Here is a 20782-nt window from a genome sequence, read left to right as displayed (position 1 = left end):
GAAGGCCCCGGAAGTCCGTCAAATCATCACGTGAGCGGGATGCGGTCGGGCAGCTCGCGAGCGGGGATGTTCGAGAAGTCCGCGCGCATGTCCAGCATGAGGTGCTTGTGCACCCGGTCGCTGATGACCTTGCGCAGCCGGCCGAGGAACTCCGGCGGCGCGGCGATCACCAGCCGCTCGTACGCCCGCTCGTTGAGGCCCTGCTCGAGCCGCTCGGCGAGCTGCCGGGCGAAGCGCTCATGCTCCAGGGACTGCCGACCATTGGGCTCGTTCTCCGCGGAGGGCTTGCGCAGGGTGCCGGCGTTGGGGTTGTCCGGCTGGTTGAGCAGCTCCGTGGAGCGCTGCCGGCTCTCCTCGTGGAAGAGCTCCTCGCGCAGGTCCCACTTCTCCGCCCGCTCGTCCGTCGAGAACAGCCGGGCCCGGCTCGCATTGGCCACCAGAATCCACAAAGCATCCGCCATGGGTTCTTCCTCCTGGGGTTGAGGTGCGAAGCCTCCCGGCCCCCGGCAAGCTTCCCCGGGCTGGCGGTGTCTCGCTGGTGCGCCGGGCGGGCGGGCGGCGTCGTGGCTTCCGCCCACCCCGGGGGCTGGCATATGCCAGGGGGGGTCCGCCGGAGATGGCCTCCGGCGGGGCGGGAGGTCCCGACGATGCACGAGATGGGTGAAGCGGCGGCGCGCTGGCTGGTGGGCCGGGTGGGGGAGATGGAGCAGGCCCTCGCCGCGCTGGTGGAGGTCAACTCGTGGACGGAGAACCCGGAGGGCGGCCGGAAGGTCGGCGCCCTGCTGCGCGAGCAGCTCGCCCTTCCCGGGCTGACGGCCGAGGTGGTGGCGAGCACCCGCTACGCGGATCACCTCGTCTTCCGCTCCCAGGGGGCTCCGGGACGCGCGCCGCTGGCGCTGGTGGGGCACCTGGACACCGTCTTTCCGCCGGGCAAGTTCGAGGGCTACCGCGTGGACGGGCCGCTGCGGCGCGGGCCGGGCGTGCTGGACATGAAGGGGGGCCTGGTCGTCATCGCCTGGGCGCTCAAGGCGCTCGCGGCGGCGGGGGGCCTGGAGCGGCTGCCGCCCCTGCGGCTGGTGGTGGTGTCGGACGAGGAGGTGGGCTCGCCCGAGGGCACGCGCGTCATCCGCGAGGCCATCGCCGGGGCCGAGGCGTGCCTCGTCTTCGAGTCGGGCCGGGCGGGGGACGCCATCATCACCCGGCGCAAGGGCACCGGCATGGCCGTGGCCACGGCCCATGGCAAGGCGGCCCACGCGGGCAATGCCCACCAGGAGGGCGCCAACGCGCTCTGGGCCCTGGCCCGGTTCGTGGACCTGGTGCAGCAGCTGACCGACTACCCGCGCGGTCTCACCGTCAACGTGGGCAAGGTGACGGGTGGACAGGGCAAGAACACGGTGCCGGACCAGGCCGTGGCGGAGGTGGACCTGCGCTTCTGCACCCGGGCGGACGGCGAGAGCCTGGTCCAGCGCTTCCACGAGGCGGCCCGGGAGGCGGCGGCGGGGGTGCCCGGTACTCGCGTGGAGGTCCAAGGAGGGGTGGCGCGCGAGCCCCTGGAGCGCACCGAGGCGTCCGCCGCCCTGATGGACGCGTACGGCGCGTGTGCGCATCTGTCGGGACTGGGCCGGGGGGAGTCCCCCCTCGTGGGCGGTGGCTCGGACGCGAGCACCTCCTCGGCCATGGGGATTCCGTCCATCGACGGGCTGGGCCCCCGGGGCAAGGGCTTCCACACGGTGGAGGAGTTCATCGAGGTGGACACCCTGGTGCCCAAGGCCCAGGCCCTGGCGCGCTACCTCGCTTCTCGGGCGGGATGACGCCTGGAGTGCTCCCGCCGGGCAGGTGTTCAGGGTAGAACAGGGGGCATGCCTAACCGTTTCGTGTTGTCTGGTGCCTTGTTGCTGGCGCTCCTCGCGCTGGCCCCGGCGCCCGCCCGGGCCCAGGGTGGCTTCGGGCTGGATCTCTCCGGGGACTCGACGCCCCAGGCTCCGCTGGAGCAGGGCGAGGAGCCGCCCCCGGACTCGGGCTCGCTGGGCCTGGACTTGAGCTCGGGCCCGAACGCCGAGCTGCAGCCGCGACTGGCCTACGTGGGCCTGGACACGCCCGAGCGCGCGGGCGCCGCGGTGTCCAAGCGCTGGGTGGGGTGGTTGCAGTCGGCCGCCTTCCGCACGGGCCGCGTGGTGCGGGCGGCGGACCCCGCCGAGACGCGCAAGCAGCTCGGCGCCGAGTACGCGGCGCTGGTGCGCTGCCAGGAGGCCGAGTGCATGAAGGCCGCCGCGGACACGCTCGACGCGGACCTGCTCACCACGTCGCGGCTGGCGCTGGAGGACGACGGCTGGACGCTGCGGCTGTGGACGTATGACCGTGACCGGGGCGTGGTGGAGACGGACACGGTGACGGGCCGCAAGCCGGCCGACAGCGCCTTCATCCGCGAGGCGGGCACGGTGCTGGCCCGGCGCGTGACGGAGCTGGCGCGGCCGCGCGCGCTGCTCAAGGTGACGTGCAACGTGTCCCAGGCGGTGGTGCGCGTGGGCGAGCGCATGCTGGGCGTGGGCAGCGTCGAGGCGAAGCTGCCGCCCGGCGAGGTGCAGCTCATCGTGGAGGCGGACGACTACACCCCGTCCACGCGGACGCTCACGCTCGTGGCCGGCGAGACGAAGGAAGTGGCGGTGCGGCTGGAGCTCAATGGCCCCTCGCCCGAGGGCCCGGGCCTGGACGCGGTGGCCAACCTCAAGTCCTCGCGCAAGAAGTCCTCGGGCCCCTCGGTGTTCAGCCGGCCCGCGCTCTACACCACGGTGCTGGGCCTGGCGGCGGTGGGCGCGGGCGTGGCGCTCGGCATGGGCCTGCGTGACGTGGGGCAGGCCACCGACGCCGAGGGCGTGCGGCAGATCACCCGCACCGAGTACCTGGCCGCCCAGCGCAAGGACGCGCTCGCCACGGCGCTGATGGCTGGCGGTGGCGCGGTGGCGGCGGGCAGTCTGGTGTGGCTCATCGTGGTTCCGGCGCGCTCGGAGCCCGTGTCTTCCTCGGTGGCGCCCGTGGCGGGCGCTCCGGCGAGCCCGGGCATGGCGCTGCACTTCGTGTTTGGCGGGAGCTTCTGATCATGAAGTCCTTCAAGGCGTTCTCTTTCCTCGTGGGCTGTCTGGTGTGGGCGCTCGGCGCCTCGGCGTGTTGGGTGCCGGCGCTCCCGGACGACACCATCTTCAGCTGTGACTCCAATGCGGACTGCGCCGCCACGGGCGTGGTGTGCGCGCCCCGCGCGGAGCAGCGCGGCTACTGCTGCGTGCCCACCGCCGAGGTGTGCAACGGCGTGGACGACAACTGCAACGGCCTGCGCGACGACCTGAGCGAGGACCCCTGCTACACGGGGCCCGAGGGCACCGAGGGCGTGGGCCAGTGCCGCGGCAGCCAGTTCTCCTGCGTGGCGGGCAGCGGCGCCAAGGCGTGCACGGGCGAGATCCTCCCCACCGCCGAGGCCTGCAACGGCCTGGATGACGACTGCGACGGTCAGGTGGACGAGGACTTCGACCTGCAGAAGGACCTGCGCAACTGCGGCGCGTGCGGCAACATCTGCAACGCGGTGCGCGACCTGTGCGTCGAGGGCGTGTGCGTGCTGCGCAAGGAGCTCAACTGCTCGGACGGCGTGGACAACGACCAGGACGGCTTCACCGACTGCGAGGACTCGGACTGCGACACCCAGGTGTGCGGCGAGGGCCGCGCGTGCATCGCCCGCAAGTGCGGCGAAAGCGTGTGCACGGACAAGGTGGACAACGACGGCGATGGCACGACCGACTGCCAGGACTCGGACTGCGACAAGAAGGTCTGCGGCACGGGCGCGGGCTGCATCTGCGAGCGCACGGTGGCCAAGGAAGTCGACTGCTCGGACAAGGTGGACAACGACCAGGACGGCTTCACCGACTGCGCGGACAGCGACTGCACCGCGTGCGGCACGGCCTGCGTCTGCACGGGCGGCGTCGCCGTGGAGCTGAGCTGCACGGACGGCGTGGACAACGACAAGGACGGCAAGACGGACTGCGAGGACACGGACTGTGCCGGCAAGGATTGCGGCGGCAGCGGCGCCTGCATCTGCACCAACGGCGCCAGGCAGGAGCGCAACTGCGTGGACGGCGCGGACAACGACGGCGACGCGCTCATCGACTGCGCGGATCCGGACTGCACCGCGTGCGGCACGGGCTGTGCCTGCCGCAACAGCCAGCCCGCCGAGACCATCTGCTACGACGCCGCGGACAACGACCGCGACACGCTCATCGACTGCGCCGATTCCGACTGCAACAACCAGTCGTGCAACTCGGCCGGTGGCTGCACGTGCCGCTCCGGCGTCAAGGCGGAGACCACGTGCACCGACAACAAGGACAACGATGGCGACTCGCTCATCGACTGCGCGGATCCGGACTGCACCACGTGCGGCACCGGCTGCACCTGCACGGGCGGCGTCAAGGTCGAGACGACGTGCAACGACGGCCGGGACAACGACGGCGACACGCAGATCGACTGCGCGGACGCGGACTGCAACGGAAAGGTCTGCGCCAACGGCAAGACCTGCAAGTCCGGGGCGTGTAGCTAGCTGATCCGGCTCCGGGTGTCGTCCAATGGGCCCTCCTTCCCTACCGGAGGGAGGGTCCGGTTCGTACCCGTGGGCGAAGGGGCTTCACCGCAAGCGGATCCAGGGGTTTGAGAGGTCGTCCAGGTGACGACAATCGTGCGGGACGGGTTGCCAGGGAAAGAGAGGATGGAGAGGTTTGCCATCCAATGGGCGGCGACGACCTCATCCCGGGTACGGTACTCTCCACGGCTCCTCGAACCGCGAAGTCGGGTGGTTCATCTCAAGAGGAGAACGCGTTGCAGCCGGGTGACATCCTGGGCAGTTATCAACTGGAGCAGCTCCTGGGTGAGGGCTCCATGGGTCAGGTCTTCCAGGCGCGCCATGTGCGTCTGGGTCGCCAGGTAGCGCTCAAGGTACTGCGCTCGGCGTTCGCCCACGACTCCACCTTCGTGCGGCGCTTCTTCCAGGAGGCCCACGCGGTCAATCAGATCAACCACGAGCACATCGTGGAGATCTTCGACTTCGTCGAGGACACGGCCCACGGTCACGTCTACTGCGTGATGGAGCTGCTGCGCGGCCAGAGCCTGTCGGACCTGCTGCGCGACGAGAAGCTGTCGCTGGCGCGCATCCGCCGGCTCATGGTGCAGGTGTGCGCGGCGCTCGGCGCGGCGCACCACCTGGGCGTGGTGCACCGGGACATCAAGCCGGACAACCTCTTCGTCGCGCACAAGAACGGCCAGGAGGACTTCGTCAAGGTGCTCGACTTCGGCGTGGCCAAGGTGCTCACCGCCGAGGGCCTCAATGGCACCCTGGACGGCACCATCATCGGCACGCCCACGTACATGTCGCCCGAGCAGGCCGCGGGGCTGCCGGTGGACGCGCGCGCGGACATCTACGCCGTGGGCACGGTGCTCTACGAGCTGCTCAGCGGACGGCCGCCCTTCGTGGCGTCCAACTTCGGCCAGCTCATGGTGAAGATCCTCACCGAGGCGCCGCCCGCGCTGCCCACGCTCACGCCCGGGGGCGAGGCCATTCCTCCGGCGCTGGCGCACCTGGCGCTGCGCTGCCTGTCCAAGGATCCCGAGGCGCGGCCCGCCCAGCTCTCCGAACTCATCTCCGCGCTGGTGGCCGACTCCGTGGTGCCGGTGGCGCCCGAGGACCGGCCCACCCAGCCGGTGCGCGTGCCCCTGGCGCTGATCGCGCGGCGGCCCGTGGTGCGCGCCTCCGCGGGGCTGCTGGTCGCGGCCGTGGCGGGGCTCGGCGTCTGGTGGACGACCTCTCATGGCCACGCGTCCTCCGCGACGCCCGTGGCGCCGACCCCGGTCGCCGAGCGGCCCGTGCCCACGCCCGCGCCCGTGCCCGTGTCGCTCACCGTGCGCTCGGCGCCGGCGGGCGCCCGCGTGGTGCGCGCCGACACGGGCGAGATGCTGGGCGTGACGCCGTGGGTGGCGAACCTGCCCGCGTCCGCCGCGCCGCTGGGCCTGCGCGTGGAGCTCGCGGGCTACACGCCGAGCGAGCACAAGGTGTCGCTGGATGCGTCCTCCACGCTCGAGGTGCCCCTGGTGCCCGTGCCGGTGGTGACCAAACCCGCGCGGAGCACGTCGGCGCACACCCGCGCCTCCACCTCGCGCAAGTCCACCTCGGGAAGCCGTGATGCCGTCATCGATCCGTTCGCGCCGTGAGTTCTCCGGGCGCTGGTGGGGGCTGCTCGCCCTGGTGCTGCTCGCCCTGGCCCCGCTGTCCGCGCGCGCGGCCCCCGTCGGCAAGGCCCAGGTAGAGGCCCAGGCGCGCGCGAAGTTCGCCGAGGGCAACAGCGCCTACGAGAAGGCGGACTTCCAGGCCGCGCTGGACGCCTATGTCGAGGCCTACCGGCTGATGCCGCTGCCGGGCTTCCTCTTCAACATCGCCCAGTGCCACCGGCAGTTGGGTCGGCCCGAGCAGGCCGCCTTCCACTACCGGCGCTACTTGGCGCTCTCCAAGCGCCCGCCGCCCAACGCGCCCCTGGTGCGCGACCTCATCGCGGAGATGGACGCGGCGGCGAAGAAGCAGGAAGAGCCACGGCGCGACGAGCCCAAGACGGCGCCCCTGCGCACCCAGACGCAGGAGATCGCCGCGCGCCACGCCCGGGAGGACACCGCGCGCAAGCAGGCCGTGACCCCCCCCGCCGCGGAAGTGCAGGGCGAGAGCCTGGCGCGCAAGTGGTGGGTGTGGGCGGGCGCGGGCGCCGTGGCGGTGGTGGCTGGCGGCCTCATCTACGCGGCCACCGCGCCGGACCCCCGGCCCACCACGCTGGGCACCATCCGCTGAGCCTCAGAGCGGGCGGCCCGGGCCCCCGCGCGCGCTGGCCATCAGCAACTGGGCCGTGTCGGCCATGCGCTGGTGGAAGCTGTCCGAGTCGTGGAAGGTGAGCCGCACGTCCCCCAACATCAGGTGCATGCCGGGCCCCAGGGGCGCGGGCTGGCCGGGCGGCAGCCGTTGGCCCTCGAGCAGCGTCTGCCCGCTGTGCTCGTGCGCCTCCACCGTCCAGCTGTCGTCGCTCCGGGCGCGCAAGACCAGGTGCTCGCGCGACACCGTGGCGTCGTTGATGACGAACTGGTTGTGCGAGGCGCGTCCAATCGTCAGCACCCCCCGGCCCGGGCTCAGCTCGAAGCACATGGCGTCGCCGGTGGGCAGGCAGTCACTGAGATCGTCGTTGGGGACCCGTGTGGCGCCGTGGTTCTGCTCGCGGCCCTCCGACACGTTCCACGCGCCGGACTCCCAGACCAGCCAGCTATGCGGATAGCGGGCGCGGAACTTCTCCTTCAGTGCGAGGTGCTGCCGCACGAGCAGCGACAGCAAGAGGGAACGTGCCATGGCGGGGGCCAGCCAATCACCTTCACGCGGTGATCTCCACCCCGCGGTGCGGGGGTGATGCGGGCTTGTCCAGGAGTGCGCGTTTGCGCGGGGTGAAATCCGGGCTGGCCAGGCGTCCAGGTGTCGCCCGCGATTTTTCACCCGGCCCACCTCCGACGTAAGGTGTGGCTCGAATGTTTCAGTGGGTCGCGAGTCGTCGTGGCACCAACGAGGCCCCCTGCATTCCTACCCCGCCTCCGTTCCTCCCCAGCCCCAGGATCCGCATGCAACAGCTCCCCCGACCTCTCCTGGCCCTCCTCAGCGCGCTCTTCCTCCTCTCCGCCGCCTGCTCCTCGCCGTCCGAGGTCTGCGGCAACGGTGTCATCGAAGGAGAGGAGCAATGTGACGACGGCAACCGCGTGGACGACGACGCGTGTTCCAACAGCTGTCAGCTCGCCGAGAAAGCGGTGTGCGGCAATGGCAAGGTGGAGGTGGGCGAGCTGTGTGACGACGGCAACCAGGTGGACGGGGATGGGTGCCAGCGCGATTGCAAGCCGACGCCGCCGGATCAGGAGGTGCTGGCGATCTGCGGCAATGGCATCCGGGAGACGGGCGAGGCGTGCGATGACGGCAACCGGGTGGACGGGGATGGGTGCGAGCACGACTGCCAGGTGACGCCGCTGGTGCAGGAGGCGTGCGCCCCGGCGGAGAGCATGCCCCAGCCGGCCGCGGGCCAGACGTGCGCGGTGGTGGAGGCCGGCAGCGGCGGCGCGCGGCTGTTCCAGGGCACGGTGCTGATGGAGGGCCGGACGCTCCAGGGCGGCCAGGTGCTGGTGAACCGCGATGGCCTCATCTCCTGCGCGGCGTGTGACTGCTCGACCCATCCGGATGCCGCGGGCGCCACGCGCCTGTCCTGCCCCCAGGGCGTCATCTCCCCCGCGCTCATCAACGCGCACGACCACATCGACTACCAGAAGCCGCCCTCGGCCTCGCTGGAGGAGCGCTACGAGCACCGCCATGACTGGCGCTCGGCGGGCCCGGTGTCCCCCGGTCACACCAAGGTGCCCAGCGGCAGCACGGCGAAGATCGACACCATCCTGTGGGCGGAGCTGCGCCAGGTGATGTCCGGCACCACGGCCATCGCCAGCAGCGGCGGCCGCGCGGGCTTCCTGCGCGACCTGAGCACGGACGACTCGGCGGCGGAGGGCTACGCCCAGGGGGGCCTGCGCGCGCCCAAGCTGGACTTCCAGACGTTCCCGCTGGGGGACAGCTCCGGCCCGCTGCTCGCCAATGGCTGCGGCTACAAGAGCATCGACACGCCGAGCGCCATCCCCGCGCTGGGCGCCTACCTGCCGCACGTGTCCGAGGGCATCACCGAGGCGGCGCGCAACGAGTTCCGCTGCCTGTCCGGCCAGGGCGACAAGAGCCAGAACCTGATGACGGGGCGCACGGCCATCATCCACGGCGTCGGCGTGACGGCGGCCGAGGTGGCCACCATGGCCAAGACGGGCACGGGCCTCATCTGGTCGCCGCGCTCCAACGAGTCGCTGTACGGCGACACGGCCCAGGTGACGCTCTACAAGCAGATGGGCGTGGCCATCGCGCTGGGCACGGACTGGTTGCAGTCCGGCTCCATGAACATGCTGCGCGAGCTGCAGTGCGCCGACTACCTCAACCAGGTCCAGCTCGCCTACTCCTTCACCGACGAGCAGCTCTGGCGCATGGCCACGGGGACCGCCGCGGACCTGACGCTCACGGGCAACAAGCTGGGCCGCATCGCGCTGGGCAAGGTGGCGGACCTGGCCATCTTCCGCCTCAACGCGCACGTGCGCTCGCCCCACCGCGCCGTCATCGCCGCCAACCCCGAGGACGTGGTGCTCACCCTGCGCGGCGGCAAGCCGCTCTTCGGCGATGCGAACCTGGTGGCCGCCCTGACGGCGGACACGCTGTGTGACGCGCTGGACGTCTGCGGCTCGGCCAAGACGGTGTGCGTGAAGTCGGAGACCATGGCCGACGCCTCCAAGGGCGAGGCGACGGGCAAGAGCCTCGCGGACCTCCAGGCGGCCAACGCGACCTCCTACCCGCTGTTCTTCTGCGGCGCGCCGCCCACCAACGAGCCCACGTGCGTGCCGCGCCGCACCGCCACCACCGGCGCGCTCGCGTCCGTCAACGGCTCCAACCTCTACAACGGCCAGCGCCGGCTCGGGGACATGGACGGCGACGGCATCGACGACGCGCAGGACAACTGCCCCTTCCTCTTCAACCCCATCCGCCCCCTGGACAACGGCAAGCAGGCCGACACGGACGGCGATGGCGTGGGCGATGCGTGTGACCTGTGCCCGCTGGACGCCAACAGCAAGGCGTGTCTGGCCGCCGAGCCCATCGACCGCGACGGCGACGCCGTGCGCGACTCCGACGACAACTGCCCGGGCACCTACAACCCGGACCAGGCGGACTCGGACGGTGACGGCCATGGCGATGCGTGCGACGCGTGCCCCACGCCCAACCCCGACGACTCGGTCTGCTCCGTCTCCATCTACGCCATCAAGAAGCCCGTGGGCGGCAAGTACCCGCTCGTGGGCACCACCATCTCCATCCCCAGCGCGGTGGTGACGGCGGTGACGGGCAAGAATTACTACCTCCAGGTGCCCGAGGCCGAGCGCAGCCCCGACGGCGAGAAGTGGTCCGGCGTCTACGTCTACTCCTCCGGCACCACGCCCAAGGTGGGCGACCGCCTCACCATCAACTCGGCCAACGTGGTGGAGTACCACGGGCAGATCCAGCTGAGCGGCCGGGTCACCTTCACCAAGGGCGCGGCGCTGCCCGTGCCCGCCCCCATCCTCGTCACGCCCGCCGAGGTGGCCACGGGGGGCGCGCGCGCCGCGGAGCTCGAGGGCGTGCTGGTGCAGCTCAACGACGTCACGGTGACCCAGCAGGAGCCGCCCCTGGGCGCCGGGGACTCCTCGCCGAGCAACGAGTTCGTCGTCGACACCACCCCGGCCACGGGCGGCGTGCGCGTGAACGACTTCGTCTACGCCTACTCGCCCCTGCCCGCCGTGGGCACCCAGTACCGCTGGGTGCGCGGCGTGCTGGAGTGGCGCAACGGCAACTCCAAGGTGGAGCCCCGGGACGCGAGCGATCTGCTCGGGCCGCCCCCGGGCCTCCAGTCCTTCGGCGCGGCCTCGGGCCAGTTCATCCGGGTGCACGCGGGCTGTGACACCACGGGCTGCGCGCTCATCGGCCCGACGAAGCTCGAGCTGGTGCTCGCCGGGACGGACGGGCAGGACGTGGAGGTCACCGTCACCTCCAGTGACCCGAGCGCGCTCGGGGTGGCCAACGGCGGCCGGATCCTCATCCCCAAGGGCTCCACCCGCGTCGAGGTGCCGCTGATTCCCCTCGCGCAGGCGGCGCATGTGACGCTGTCGGCCCGGGTGCGTGGCTACGCGGCGCTCCAGACGGAGGTGCGCGTGCTGGGCACCAACGAGGCCCCCTCGCTCGTGTCCCTCTCGCCCAACCCCCTGCTCACCGCGCCGGGCTTCGCCCTGCCGGTGACGGCCACCCTGGACATCCCCGCCCCGGCGGGCACGACGTTCCAGGTGGCCGTGGCCCCGGAGCTGGGCTCGGCGCCCGCCACGGTGAGCTTCGCGGCCGACGCCACCACCGCCTCCTTCTCCTTCCTGGCCAACCGCGACGCGTCCACCTCGGCCACGGGCGCCATCGCGGTGCAGGGGGCCCAGGGCGTGGTGGGCTCGGCGCAGACCGAGGTCCGCTTCACCGCGGACTTCCCCAAGCTCCAGGCGCTCACGCCCGCGACGTCCACCGTCGTCCAGGGCGCGGCCCAGGAGTTCACCGTGACGCTCAACAAGGTGGCGGAAGGGGACACGTCCGTGTCCCTCACGGCCGCCGCCTCCGTCGCCGGGGCCACCTTCGGCGCGGTGCCCTCCACGGTGACGGTGCCCCGGGGCAGCGCCTCGGCCACGTTCCTCTTCACCGCCGACACCAAGGCCTCCGGCTCCGGCACCGTGCACGCCTCGCTCGGGCCCTCGGATGTCTCCGTGGCCATCTCCACGCGCGTGCCGTACCCCAAGCTCTTGAGCATCACCCCTTCCACGTTGCGCATCGCCCCTGGCGCCACGCGCACGCTCGTGGTGACGCTGGACAAGGCGGCCGAGGCGGGCGGCTTCCCGCTGACGCTCTCCCTGTCTTCCCCCGCGCTGGGCACGCTCGACAAGCAGAGCGTCACCATCGCGGAGAAGGCGAAGACGGCCGAGGTCACCTTTACCGCGGGTTCGGTGGAGACGACCGGCTGGCTGGACGCGCTGAGCCAGGTGGGCCCGGGCAGCTCGGTGGCCACGGGCCTCCAGGTGGCGCCGCCCCAGCCGCACGTGGTCATCAGCGAGGTGAGCGCGCGCGGGCCCACCGCCGCCTCGGATGACTTCGTGGAGCTGTACAACCCCACCGACTCGGACATCGACCTGAGCGGCTGGGTGCTCCAGTACCGCACCGCCAGCACGACCAGCGCCGCCGTGAACTACACGAACCTCAAGGTCATCGACACGGGCAAGGTCATCAAGGCGCACGGCTACTTCCTGCTCACCAACAACGCCTACTCGACCATCGGCACCAACAGCGTCCTCTCGGACCAGTCGTGGGGCGGCACGGACGTCTCGGCCACCGCCGCCAACCTGCGGCTGGGCACGAGCGCCGTCACCGTGGACCCCACGGTGCTCACGGGCGTGGTGGACACCGTGGCCTTCGGCACCGGCCGCATGCTGCCCGAGGGCAACGCCATCCCCTCGCATCCCGCGGCCGGAGGCAGCCTCGAGCGCAAGGCCCTGTCCACCTCGACGGCGGCGAGCATGGCCGCGGGCGGCGCGGACGCGCTCAAGGGCAACGGCTACGACGCGGACGACAACGCCACGGACTTCGTGGCGCGCGCCGCGCGGGATCCGCAGAACTCCGCGAGCCCCACCGAGGCGCCCTGAGCGCCGGGCCGCCGGAGCCCGTCAGCCCGCGCGCAGCGTGAGCCTGACGATCTCCGGCGGCGCGCCCACCCGCAGGGGCGGGCCCCAGAAGCCCGTGCCCCGGCTCACGTAGAGCGAGTGCGCGCCTTCCTGGAAGAAGCCCGCGTCGTGCTCCCACACGGCGGCCACCACCCCGGTGAAGGGGAAGAACTGGCCGCCGTGGGTGTGTCCGGACAGTTGCAGGCCCATGCCCGCCTTCTGCGCCTGCTCCCGCCAGCCCGCCGGCTGGTGCGCGAGCAGCACGGACGCCCGCGAGGGGTCTCGCCCCCGGGTGGCCGCCGCCAGGTCGTAGGAACGCGTGGGGAAGCCCGAGCGCGCCGCCGCCCAGTCATCCACGCCCACCAGGTCGAACGAGCCGCCCGCGTCGCCCACGCGCACGAAGCGGTTGCGCAGCACCGTCACGTCCATGCGGGTGAGGGCCTCGGCCCATTCCTCGTCGCCCGAGTAGTACTCGTGGTTGCCCGTGCAGAAGAACGTGCCGTAGCGCGAGCGCAGGTCGCGCAGCGCCGCCGCCGCCGGGCCGAGCTCCTCCACGCTGCCGTCCACCAGGTCTCCCGTGATGCACACGAGGTCACCCTTGAGCGCGTTGGTGCGGGCGACCAGCTCGTCCATGAAGCGGCGCTGGATGAGCGGGCCCACGTGGATGTCGCTGAGCTGCACGATCGTGAGGCCGTCCAGGACGCGCGGCAGCCCCGGCAGCTTCACCTCCGCCTCGTTCACCACGGGGGGGTGGAAGGCGCGCCACATGCCATAGCCGCTGAAGCCCCCGGTGACCGCCAGCGCCGCGCCCGCGCCCGCCCGGGCCAGCAGCTCGCGCCGCTCCTCGGACACGGGGGCCGGGGCCGCGAGGGTCGCGGAGGCGGGTGCCTTCGCGCGTCTCCGGGCCACCCACTCGACGAGGCCGCGCACACCGCCGAGCGTCATCACCGAGAGCAGCAGGTAGGTGGCCACGCCCATCCAGTACCAGCTGAACTGGGACAGGGCGCTCGTCGCGGCCGAGGGCAACAGGGCCGAGAGCGGCCGGGCGGTGACCAGCGTCGCGCCGAGCAGGGTCCACAGCACGAGCCCCACGCGCCGCCAGGTGGGGTGCCGGCCCGTGTCCCGCACGAGGCGCCGGTACAGATAGATGTGGCTGCTGATCACCAGGATGGACAGCAGACCGAGGAAGACGAGGAGCCGGGGGGGAATGGGCATGCGCCCCCTGTCTTAATGGGCCCCTGTTTCCACGCAACCACCGCGTGGGTGAAGAAGCGTGAAGTGTGCGTTCCTCCCGCCTCAGAGGGGCTACCGCCTTCGGGGTTCGCGCATCCTATCGTCCAGGACCATTGCAATCGGAAGAAGGCCCGTGCCATGGCGAATGCGCACAGAAGTCCATCGGAGTGAGCAGCGAGGCGCACAAGGCCGCGCTGAAGCGCACGGACCTGAACTTTGATGTCGCTGCCACGGGGTGCACCCGATGACCACTCGAGCCCGCATTCATCTGCACGTCTTCGCGCCAGCACTCACGGGCGACGATGGTCGTCCACTCGCCGCCGTTGAAGGGATGGAGCGCGCGCTCACCGGCTTGCGCCTGGCGTGGAAGATCTCCAAGGAGGGCCAACCCATCGCGCTGCCGCGACGCGAGGCGTGGCTGGCGGAGACCGCGGCGAGCGGCAAGTTCGGGTTGCTGTGCAATGGAGATGAGTATTACCCGGTGACGATGGGCGGCCGACGTCACTCCGGGGACTCGAGTCCTGGAGGGCAGCCCCGGTTGGTGGTGCATGCCGAATTGCCACAGGACACGGCCGTTGTCGCGGCGGCTGCGGACATGCTGGAGCGCGTCGCGGAGGGTGCTCTCGCCTGGTGGGGCGTCATCGCGCCCGGCCCCATGAGGGACATCATCGCGGACCAGATATGCCCCGAGGAGGTGGGGCCACATGCGCCGCCTCTCGGGTTGCCCGCGTTGAATCTCCCATGGAACATCCGCTCACCCGAGATTCCAGAGCACCTGGGATGGTTGAACTATTGGTCGGCGTCAGCCGCCCAGGCCATTGGTTTTCCGGAGGCCGCGTGCCATGCCGAGCTGATGTCACGGTCCCGACGAACGGCGTCGGGAGGGTGGGTGGTACGGCTCACGGATGCGCCACTCGATCCGAGCAATGCCGCGCATCTGGGGGTCCTCCGGCGGACCTACGAGCGCTTCCCCGTCATTGGCGGTCGCGCCGAGTCTTGAGGGAGGGTCTGGGCTTGATCCGCTGACGTGGCTCTCCCGCGCTTTATGTGCTTCGAAGAGGCAAGCAGGCACGGCGCGCTCGGGCAACTGGCCAGATGCACACGGGCTGCACACAAACTGCGGAAGAGCCGGTCGCAGGTACCACGTAGAGGGCCTCGGTTCCGGGGCCCGCATACGCCGGACGCAGCAGTAGCTTCAGCAAGACAGCACCACCACGCACACGAACAAGGCCGACAAGCCCAACAGCCCTCCATCAGGAACGGCAGCGCTCGGCCACGCGGTAGAGTTGCGTGAGGGAGTAGTCCAGCAGCGACTGGCGGGAGCGCATGTAACGGTGAGCCCGGACGAAAGGGAACCAGACGCGGTTGCCGACGAGAACCTGTGCCTCTTCGAGCTTCTTGCGCGGTATCCATTGTCCTCCCAGGTTCCGCACCAGCACCTCGCCCAGGTACGCGCCCACGGCCGGCACAGCATGCTCGTCGATGACTTCTCGTAGGCGGGTCTTCGGGAAGTCCTCGGACCAGAAGTAGACGTCGGTGTCCGTGAGCGACTCGGGGGTCGCCTTGAAGACCGAGGGCACGTTGGAGTGCAGGAGCGCCACGAGGCGTTCAGCGAGGTAGCCGTAGTGCTCGAGGACGCGCTCCGCTTCCTCCACGTCGGAAGGCAGCGCGGCGTCGGCGGGGAGCCACTCCTCCGGCTCGGGAGGCTGCCAGGCGTTGAGTTCGGTGATCTTGCGCTGGCGTTCACCGAGGGCGAAGTCGTCCACCGCGCGCGAGAGGAGCGGAGCCACGTCCGGGTGGAAGCGGGGCGCTACGGGGGCGAGCGTGGCGCTGCGCTCGCGCAGGGTCCGCAGGACGGTGTCCAAGTCCAGGTCCGGCCGGAGATGGACGAGCGCCCGGGCCTGGGCCTGGCGTGCCTCCTCGGAAGCGAAGTCCGCGGCGGTGGGCCAGGTCAGCAGGAGGATGGAGCCATTGGGGAGCTCCTCCACCCGGTGGGCCGGGGTGGAAAGCATGCGCTCGCGGCCGACGGTTTCCACCAACCTCGGGCCGAAGACATTGAGCCAGAACACCTCGTATACCTTGTCGAATCCATCTCGCCGCGTGGTCTCGTCGTCGCGGCCAAAATTGGGAGCACCCGACAACTGGTCATCCGCCATGCTGTGAGCCGAGGCACGAGTGACCGGGTAGCGGGAGGCCCAGGCGCGGACCATGTCCACGAATCCGCCGCAACGCTCCGTCCCCGCGAAGAAGGAGAGGGGTTGCACGTCGAGGCTGATGTCCAATACGGGAGGCTCTCGCGAAGACCGGAGCGCGAACGTCAGCAACAGGGCAGGCAATGCGGTGCGACGGAATTCGATGATTGAACCGTACGCATCGCGCTCCTCCTCCAGGGCCTTCCAAACAGCCGCGCGGGAGTACTTGCGTCGTCGCTTGCCCTCTACGATGTCCGGCATCCACTGGTCCGCGCCCCCCTCAAGTGCCTGGAGGAAAGATTCCAGTTCGCGCTCGAGTGCAGGCTGACGGTCGAGAGCGCCCTCGAAAAAGAACCTGAGACGGTCCTCCACGTTCAAGTTCCGAAACTTCAGCGCCTTCATTCGAACAGCACCTCTACCCCTCTGAGATTCCCTTCAACCGCCGTCGCTGCCTTCTTCACTGCTCGTGGGTCCGGGGTGAGCAAGCCGCCTTCATAAATGAGGCAGACCCTTTGGATCTGCACCTGCGTGCCGCGAAGGCCAAGGGAAGGCCGACGAATGTCCAGCGTCCCGCCGTAGTACTGCAAGGCGTCGTTCGCATCCACCCTCATCTGCGTCTCCAAGGATCTGCCCTCGAGCAGCTTGAGATTGCGGCTCTTGAAGCTGAAGGTCTCCATGCGGGGCGGCTGGCCCGCGGGCGGCTGCTTCTCGATGACGAGCACGTCCGCGAATCGGATGCCAGGAGTGCCCGGCTTCGCGACGCCCACGTACGTTTCGATGAGGGGCTGGTTGAAGTCCTTGAGGAAGCGGCGTTGCGCTCGTGGGAGGGCTGCATCGGCGCGCAGCAGGTCCACCATGGTCCTCTCGAATGCGAGCCCTCGGGCGAACAGCCCGCGCATCTGCTCGTAGCCCGCCCACGCCAGGGGCGGTTTGACTGCCTTGCGCTGATGGAGCTCCGCGAGGCGGTTCTCCCAATAGGCGACGTACTCGCTCCAGAGCGGGTGCCCCTGGGCTTCCGGCGGTGCCTTGACGGAGGGGCGCTGTTTCTCCAGCACCGCCACGTTCCCGGGCAGGCGCGGGCCCGCGGAGTCGAGTTCCACCTGAGAGAGCCTGGCTTCCACCACCTCCTGGGTGAGACCCGCCGCCTCGTCCAATAGGGATGCCGTGCTGCCGAGGCCCTTCCCGATACCGGCCCTCGTCGAGGTGGGCACCCCCGCGCTTCCAGACTTCGCTTCCGACAGCCACGCCTGCGCCCTGGCCACATTGCCCCGGGCCTCGTAGAGGGCCAAGGCACCCGCCTCTCCCCCCTCGTACACCAACAGGGCCGCCTCTCGGTTGGTCTGCATGTACCTGGCCAGCTCGCGGATACCCTCCCCTCCCAGCCGGTTCAGCAGCCGCTCCGCCACCTGCGCCAGTCCCTGGAAGCCCAACTCCGGTACCTGGAACTGCCCCACCCGTACCCACCGGCTGCCCGTGACCCCCCTCGCCTCTGAGAGGTAACGCATGCCCTTGCCTCCTGCGTACAAGGACACCAGCACCGCCGCGGCCGACAGCTCGCGCGTGGCCTGCTCGTAGCGGCCCTCCGACAGCGAGTACACCCCGTGGCACGTGCCGGCCACCAGGTTGTAGAAGCCCACCGGCACTCCAAACGTCAGCCTATCGAAGCCGCCCAGCAACACGTTGCCCGGTGAGAAGGCCGCCTCCATCTCCGCTCGCTCCACCTCGTCGAGCAACGCCTGGTAGGGCGGAGGCAGTTGCCCGCGCTGCGCGGAGTACGTCATGGCGAGGGCCCCCTGGACCAGATCGCTGGTGGACAGGGCCTCGCCGGCGGCGCTCATCAGTCCGCGGCCGATGTCACCCAGGCGCTCGGGCCGGTCCTTGTAGTCCGAGAGGCTCAGTCCCCGCTGCCGCAGCGCCTCGCGGACAGCGCCCATGCGTCCCAGTGTGTCTCCGAGCTGCTTGTCCCCGGCCAGCAGGAGGAGGACCTGCTGCAGGTCGTCGTCGAAGGCCGAGTGGATGAGGAAGAGGGCAAACAGCTCAGCCCGAGCGGCGCCATACTCCCGGGTGGCGGTGACGAGAAAGGCGGCGCGCTTGCGGTTGAGGACATCGGCACCCGCGCGCACAGGCCCCAGGGAGCCGAGCCGCACAGCGGACCAGTCATCCAGTTCCTCCACCAGCCGGACCATGTCCACCCCGCGCTGAAGCTCGATGAACTCCGCGGGCGAGTCGCACGCCAGGAAGGGGGCGAGCACCTCCTGGCTGGAGGACAGGTCGGGCCAACCTGGAGGCCCGCCTTGCAATGGGTCCACCGTCTGCCCGGGGAAGCCGCCCCCGCCTCCCGCCACATCCACCAGCGCAGGAGACGATGCCGACTGCCGTGGCCCGGCACTGGAGCGGAACGCGGAGGATCGCGAGTGCATGCCAAAGCCGCCCAGCAGACTCCCGCGTGGGTGGCCCGTGGCGCACCCGCCCAATAGCACCAGCGCCCACAGGGCCAGGAGGACCGGGCCGAGGTGATGCCGCCTCAAGCCTTCCGCGTGAAGCCGCTCCTCCCATCCGCTCAAAGGGACCAACGCACCACCCGGGGGTGGTGTCGCGCGCCTGATGGGCGCGGACCAACAAGACGGTTGGACATGCCGCACCTCCCCAGCGAACCACATGGCCTGGAAATCGTACTCCCGGAATTACACGGGGGTACGGATGCGGCCGTCAATTCACTGGGTGCGCAGCTGGCTGGGGGCTGCGGAAGGTGGGAAGCTGGCCCTCTCCTCCCGTCTCGCGCCGCAGCGCTACGGGAACGTCACGTTCCCGAGGGTGGGCATGATCCGCTGACGTGGACGCCGCAGCTTGTTCGATTTCCGCAGTGAGTCAGTGCGTCGTTCGAATCAACTCTCCTTGTCGGGGAGGAGCATGCTCAGCAACGCGTCATCGGGACCGTTCGGGCGCCAGCCGGGGGGCGGTGGCTGGGCGAGGAGCGCGTCACTGGCACGGTTGACTCGTCCCTGATGTGTCACGGGAGTGAAGCCGAACCAGGATCCGAGCGCCAATGCGATTTCCAGGCGGGTTTCCTCGTCCAGGACGGGGGGCCAGCCGTCAGGAAAGCTCTCGTGCAATTCACGAACGAATTGGCCGCGCACGAGACGGGTCACCTGATGGCTTCGTTCCGCCTCGTGCACCAGCCGTTTGAAGAGATGTACCGCGCTGAAGTCGTTCCCGAGCTGCTCGGCCAGTTCCACCAGGGGACGCGTCGGGTGCGCGTCCGCGAAGGCAGTGAGCGAGCTGAAACCGCGCTCGTGGAGCCGCTGCTCCAACTGGGCCGTCCAGTGGTCCTGCCCGAAGCGCTCTTCCGCCATGCCTCTTCTCCTCGCGCGTGTGCGCTCAAGCGAGCAGGGCGCGCAGGGCCGGGGCGAGGGCGGTGTACTGGAACGTGTAGCCCGCGTCCTGGGCCCCACGCGGCAGCACGCGCTGGCCGCCCAGCACCACGAGCGACATCTCCCCGAGTGCCGCCTTGAGCGCGAAGCCCGGCAGGGGCAGCAGGGACGGGCGGCGCAGCGCCGCGCCGAGCGTGTGCGCGAAGTCCTCGTTCGTCACCGGCTCGGGCGCCGTCACGTTGAGCGGCCCGCGCAGGGCCTCCTGCTCCAGCGCGAAGAGCAGCAGGCCCACCGCGTCGTCCCGGTGGATCCAACTGAGGTACTGCTTGCCCGAGCCCATGCGGCCCCCCACGCCCAGGCGGAAGGCGGGCAGCATCTGGCGCAGCGCGCCCCCGGACGGGTGCAGCACCACGCCCAGCCGCGCCACCACCGTGGGGATGCCCGCGGCGTCCGCCTCGTGGGCCTCGGCCTCCCACGCGCGGCACACGCGCGCGAGGAAGTCGTCCCCGGGCGCGCCCGTCTCCGTGAGTGGCTCGGCGCCCCGGTCCGCGCCGTAGTAGCCCGAGGCCGAGGCGGACACGAAGCGGCGCACCGTGCCCGCGGCCTTCATGGCCTCCACGAGCATGCGTGTGCCCACCACCCGGCTCTCCTGGATGCGCCGGCGCGCCGACTCTGTCCAACGTTGGTTGACCGTCTCGCCCGCCAGGTGGATGACCGCCTCGGCGCCCGCGAGCGCGTCCGGAGACAAAGGGGTGATGGTGTCGAAGTAGGAGCCCGTCACCCCCGAGGGCAGGCCCGAGAGGGCGCGCTTCACGTCACGCGCCAGCACGTGCACCTCGTGGCCTCGCTCCAACAGCCGCTGGACGAGGATGGGCCCCAGGAAGCCGCTCGCGCCGGTGACGGCCACCTTCATGGGTGGGCACCCTCGCCGGCTCCGGCGCCCGCGCCCATGTCACGCCCGAGCAGCTGTCCGAGCTTCTGGAAGAACTCGTCCATCTCCTCGCGGTCCATGCGACCCGAGTAGCGGAAGACGACCTGGCCCTCGGGGGTGAGCAGCATCACCGAGGACGTCTTCTTGGGCAGGCTCCAGGGCGCGCCGCTCATCGTGCCCTTGAGGTCCACCAGGATGGGGATGTTCCACTTCTTCTCCTCGTCCCGCACGTGCGACAGCGCGATGTCCCGCGCGGGGAAGAAGTCGAAGGACTCCAGGTTGGCCACCGCCACGACGAAGGCCGCGTCGAGCAGTCCCATCTGGCGTCCCCGGTTGAACAGGCTCTCCTTGAGCTGGCCGTTGAGTGTCGTGGAGTGGCGATCCTCGTAGAAGAGAATGACGGGTTTTCCCCGCCATTTGGACAGCGCCACTTCCTTTCCATTCGAGTTCCACAAGCTTGCATCCATCGGGCCTGCCTCCGGTGATGCGGCGAGTGCTGGGCTGGTGGCCAGGAGAGCGGTCATCAGCAGCCCCATCAGCCGCCGGGTCTTCAGGGATTGTCGTGAGTGGGTCATGTACAAACCTTGAACATAGCCTTGACAAACCTTATACGCAAAGCTTACATCTCCTTACGAGGGTAGGCAGGATCGCGAAGGAGTGCC

Annotated in this window: 15 protein-coding genes; 7 read left to right on the top strand and 8 right to left on the bottom strand. The window is 70.5% G+C overall.

Annotation, left to right across the window (positions count from 1 at the left end):
- Window positions 1–26: 26 nt before the first annotated feature.
- Entirely contained in the window at window positions 27–461 is a 435-nt protein-coding gene (locus I3V78_RS37180) for a host attachment protein (RefSeq protein WP_204495535.1), read from the bottom strand.
- Window positions 462–647: 186 nt separating this feature from the next.
- On the opposite strand from I3V78_RS37180, the gene I3V78_RS37175 reads away from it, so the two are divergent.
- From I3V78_RS37175 to I3V78_RS37155, 5 genes are all read left to right on the top strand, one after another.
- The gene (locus tag I3V78_RS37175) at window positions 648–1811 is read left to right on the top strand and encodes a M20/M25/M40 family metallo-hydrolase (protein ID WP_204495533.1); all 1164 of its coding nucleotides are present in this window, start codon (window positions 648–650) and stop codon (window positions 1809–1811) included.
- 48 nt (window positions 1812–1859) lie between these two features.
- Entirely contained in the window at window positions 1860–3095 is a 1236-nt protein-coding gene (locus I3V78_RS37170; protein WP_204495530.1) for a PEGA domain-containing protein, read from the top strand.
- 2 nt (window positions 3096–3097) lie between these two features.
- Window positions 3098–4579: a hypothetical protein gene (locus tag I3V78_RS37165; RefSeq protein WP_204495528.1), complete on the top strand. Its 1482-nt coding sequence runs from the start codon at window positions 3098–3100 to the stop codon at window positions 4577–4579.
- 185 nt (window positions 4580–4764) lie between these two features.
- The gene (locus tag I3V78_RS37160) at window positions 4765–6240 is read left to right on the top strand and encodes a serine/threonine-protein kinase (protein WP_204495525.1); all 1476 of its coding nucleotides are present in this window, start codon (window positions 4765–4767) and stop codon (window positions 6238–6240) included.
- Window positions 6212–6865, top strand: a complete 654-nt coding sequence (locus I3V78_RS37155) for a tetratricopeptide repeat protein (RefSeq protein ID WP_239576956.1) — start codon at window positions 6212–6214, stop codon at window positions 6863–6865. Before I3V78_RS37160 ends, I3V78_RS37155 begins: the two co-directional genes overlap by 29 nt.
- A gap of 3 nt (window positions 6866–6868) precedes the next feature.
- Here I3V78_RS37155 and I3V78_RS37150 read toward each other — a convergent pair whose 3' ends face one another.
- On the bottom strand, window positions 6869–7411 hold the full coding sequence (locus I3V78_RS37150) for an FHA domain-containing protein (RefSeq protein ID WP_204495524.1): 543 nt from the start codon (window positions 7409–7411) through the stop codon (window positions 6869–6871).
- A gap of 263 nt (window positions 7412–7674) precedes the next feature.
- Between I3V78_RS37150 and I3V78_RS37145 the strand changes: the two genes are divergently transcribed.
- The gene (locus I3V78_RS37145; RefSeq protein ID WP_204495521.1) at window positions 7675–12375 is read left to right on the top strand and encodes a DUF4215 domain-containing protein; all 4701 of its coding nucleotides are present in this window, start codon (window positions 7675–7677) and stop codon (window positions 12373–12375) included.
- 21 nt (window positions 12376–12396) lie between these two features.
- Here I3V78_RS37145 and I3V78_RS37140 read toward each other — a convergent pair whose 3' ends face one another.
- Entirely contained in the window at window positions 12397–13608 is a 1212-nt protein-coding gene (locus I3V78_RS37140) for a metallophosphoesterase (RefSeq protein WP_204495520.1), read from the bottom strand.
- A 262-nt stretch (window positions 13609–13870) separates the two neighbouring features.
- Between I3V78_RS37140 and I3V78_RS37135 the strand changes: the two genes are divergently transcribed.
- Window positions 13871–14626: a DUF5953 family protein gene (locus tag I3V78_RS37135; protein WP_204495519.1), complete on the top strand. Its 756-nt coding sequence runs from the start codon at window positions 13871–13873 to the stop codon at window positions 14624–14626.
- A 253-nt stretch (window positions 14627–14879) separates the two neighbouring features.
- Here the strand turns inward: I3V78_RS37135 and I3V78_RS37130 are convergent, their stop codons facing one another.
- The 5 genes from I3V78_RS37130 to I3V78_RS37110 all read right to left on the bottom strand — a co-directional run bounded on the left by I3V78_RS37130 (window position 14880) and on the right by I3V78_RS37110 (window position 20587).
- Window positions 14880–16220 carry a hypothetical protein gene (locus I3V78_RS37130; RefSeq protein WP_204495517.1) on the bottom strand — a complete coding sequence of 447 codons (1341 nt, stop codon included), beginning with the start codon at window positions 16218–16220 and terminating at the stop codon, window positions 14880–14882.
- Window positions 16217–18127, bottom strand: a complete 1911-nt coding sequence (locus I3V78_RS37125) for a hypothetical protein (RefSeq protein ID WP_338023833.1) — start codon at window positions 18125–18127, stop codon at window positions 16217–16219. The genes I3V78_RS37130 and I3V78_RS37125 overlap by 4 nt, the downstream gene beginning before the upstream one ends.
- A gap of 576 nt (window positions 18128–18703) precedes the next feature.
- A complete protein-coding gene (locus I3V78_RS37120) occupies window positions 18704–19171 on the bottom strand; it encodes an NUDIX hydrolase (protein ID WP_204495515.1) in 468 nt (155 codons plus the stop codon).
- A 25-nt stretch (window positions 19172–19196) separates the two neighbouring features.
- Window positions 19197–20102, bottom strand: a complete 906-nt coding sequence (locus I3V78_RS37115; protein WP_204495513.1) for a TIGR01777 family oxidoreductase — start codon at window positions 20100–20102, stop codon at window positions 19197–19199.
- Complete coding sequence (locus I3V78_RS37110; RefSeq protein WP_239576951.1) at window positions 20099–20587, bottom strand: peroxiredoxin family protein; 489 nt, start codon at window positions 20585–20587, stop codon at window positions 20099–20101. The genes I3V78_RS37115 and I3V78_RS37110 overlap by 4 nt, the downstream gene beginning before the upstream one ends.
- Window positions 20588–20782: the final 195 nt, after the last annotated feature.

This window comes from Archangium primigenium, from assembly GCF_016904885.1.
GTDB lineage: Bacteria > Myxococcota > Myxococcia > Myxococcales > Myxococcaceae > Cystobacter > Cystobacter primigenius.
This window is presented reverse-complemented; position numbering and strand designations above follow the sequence as displayed.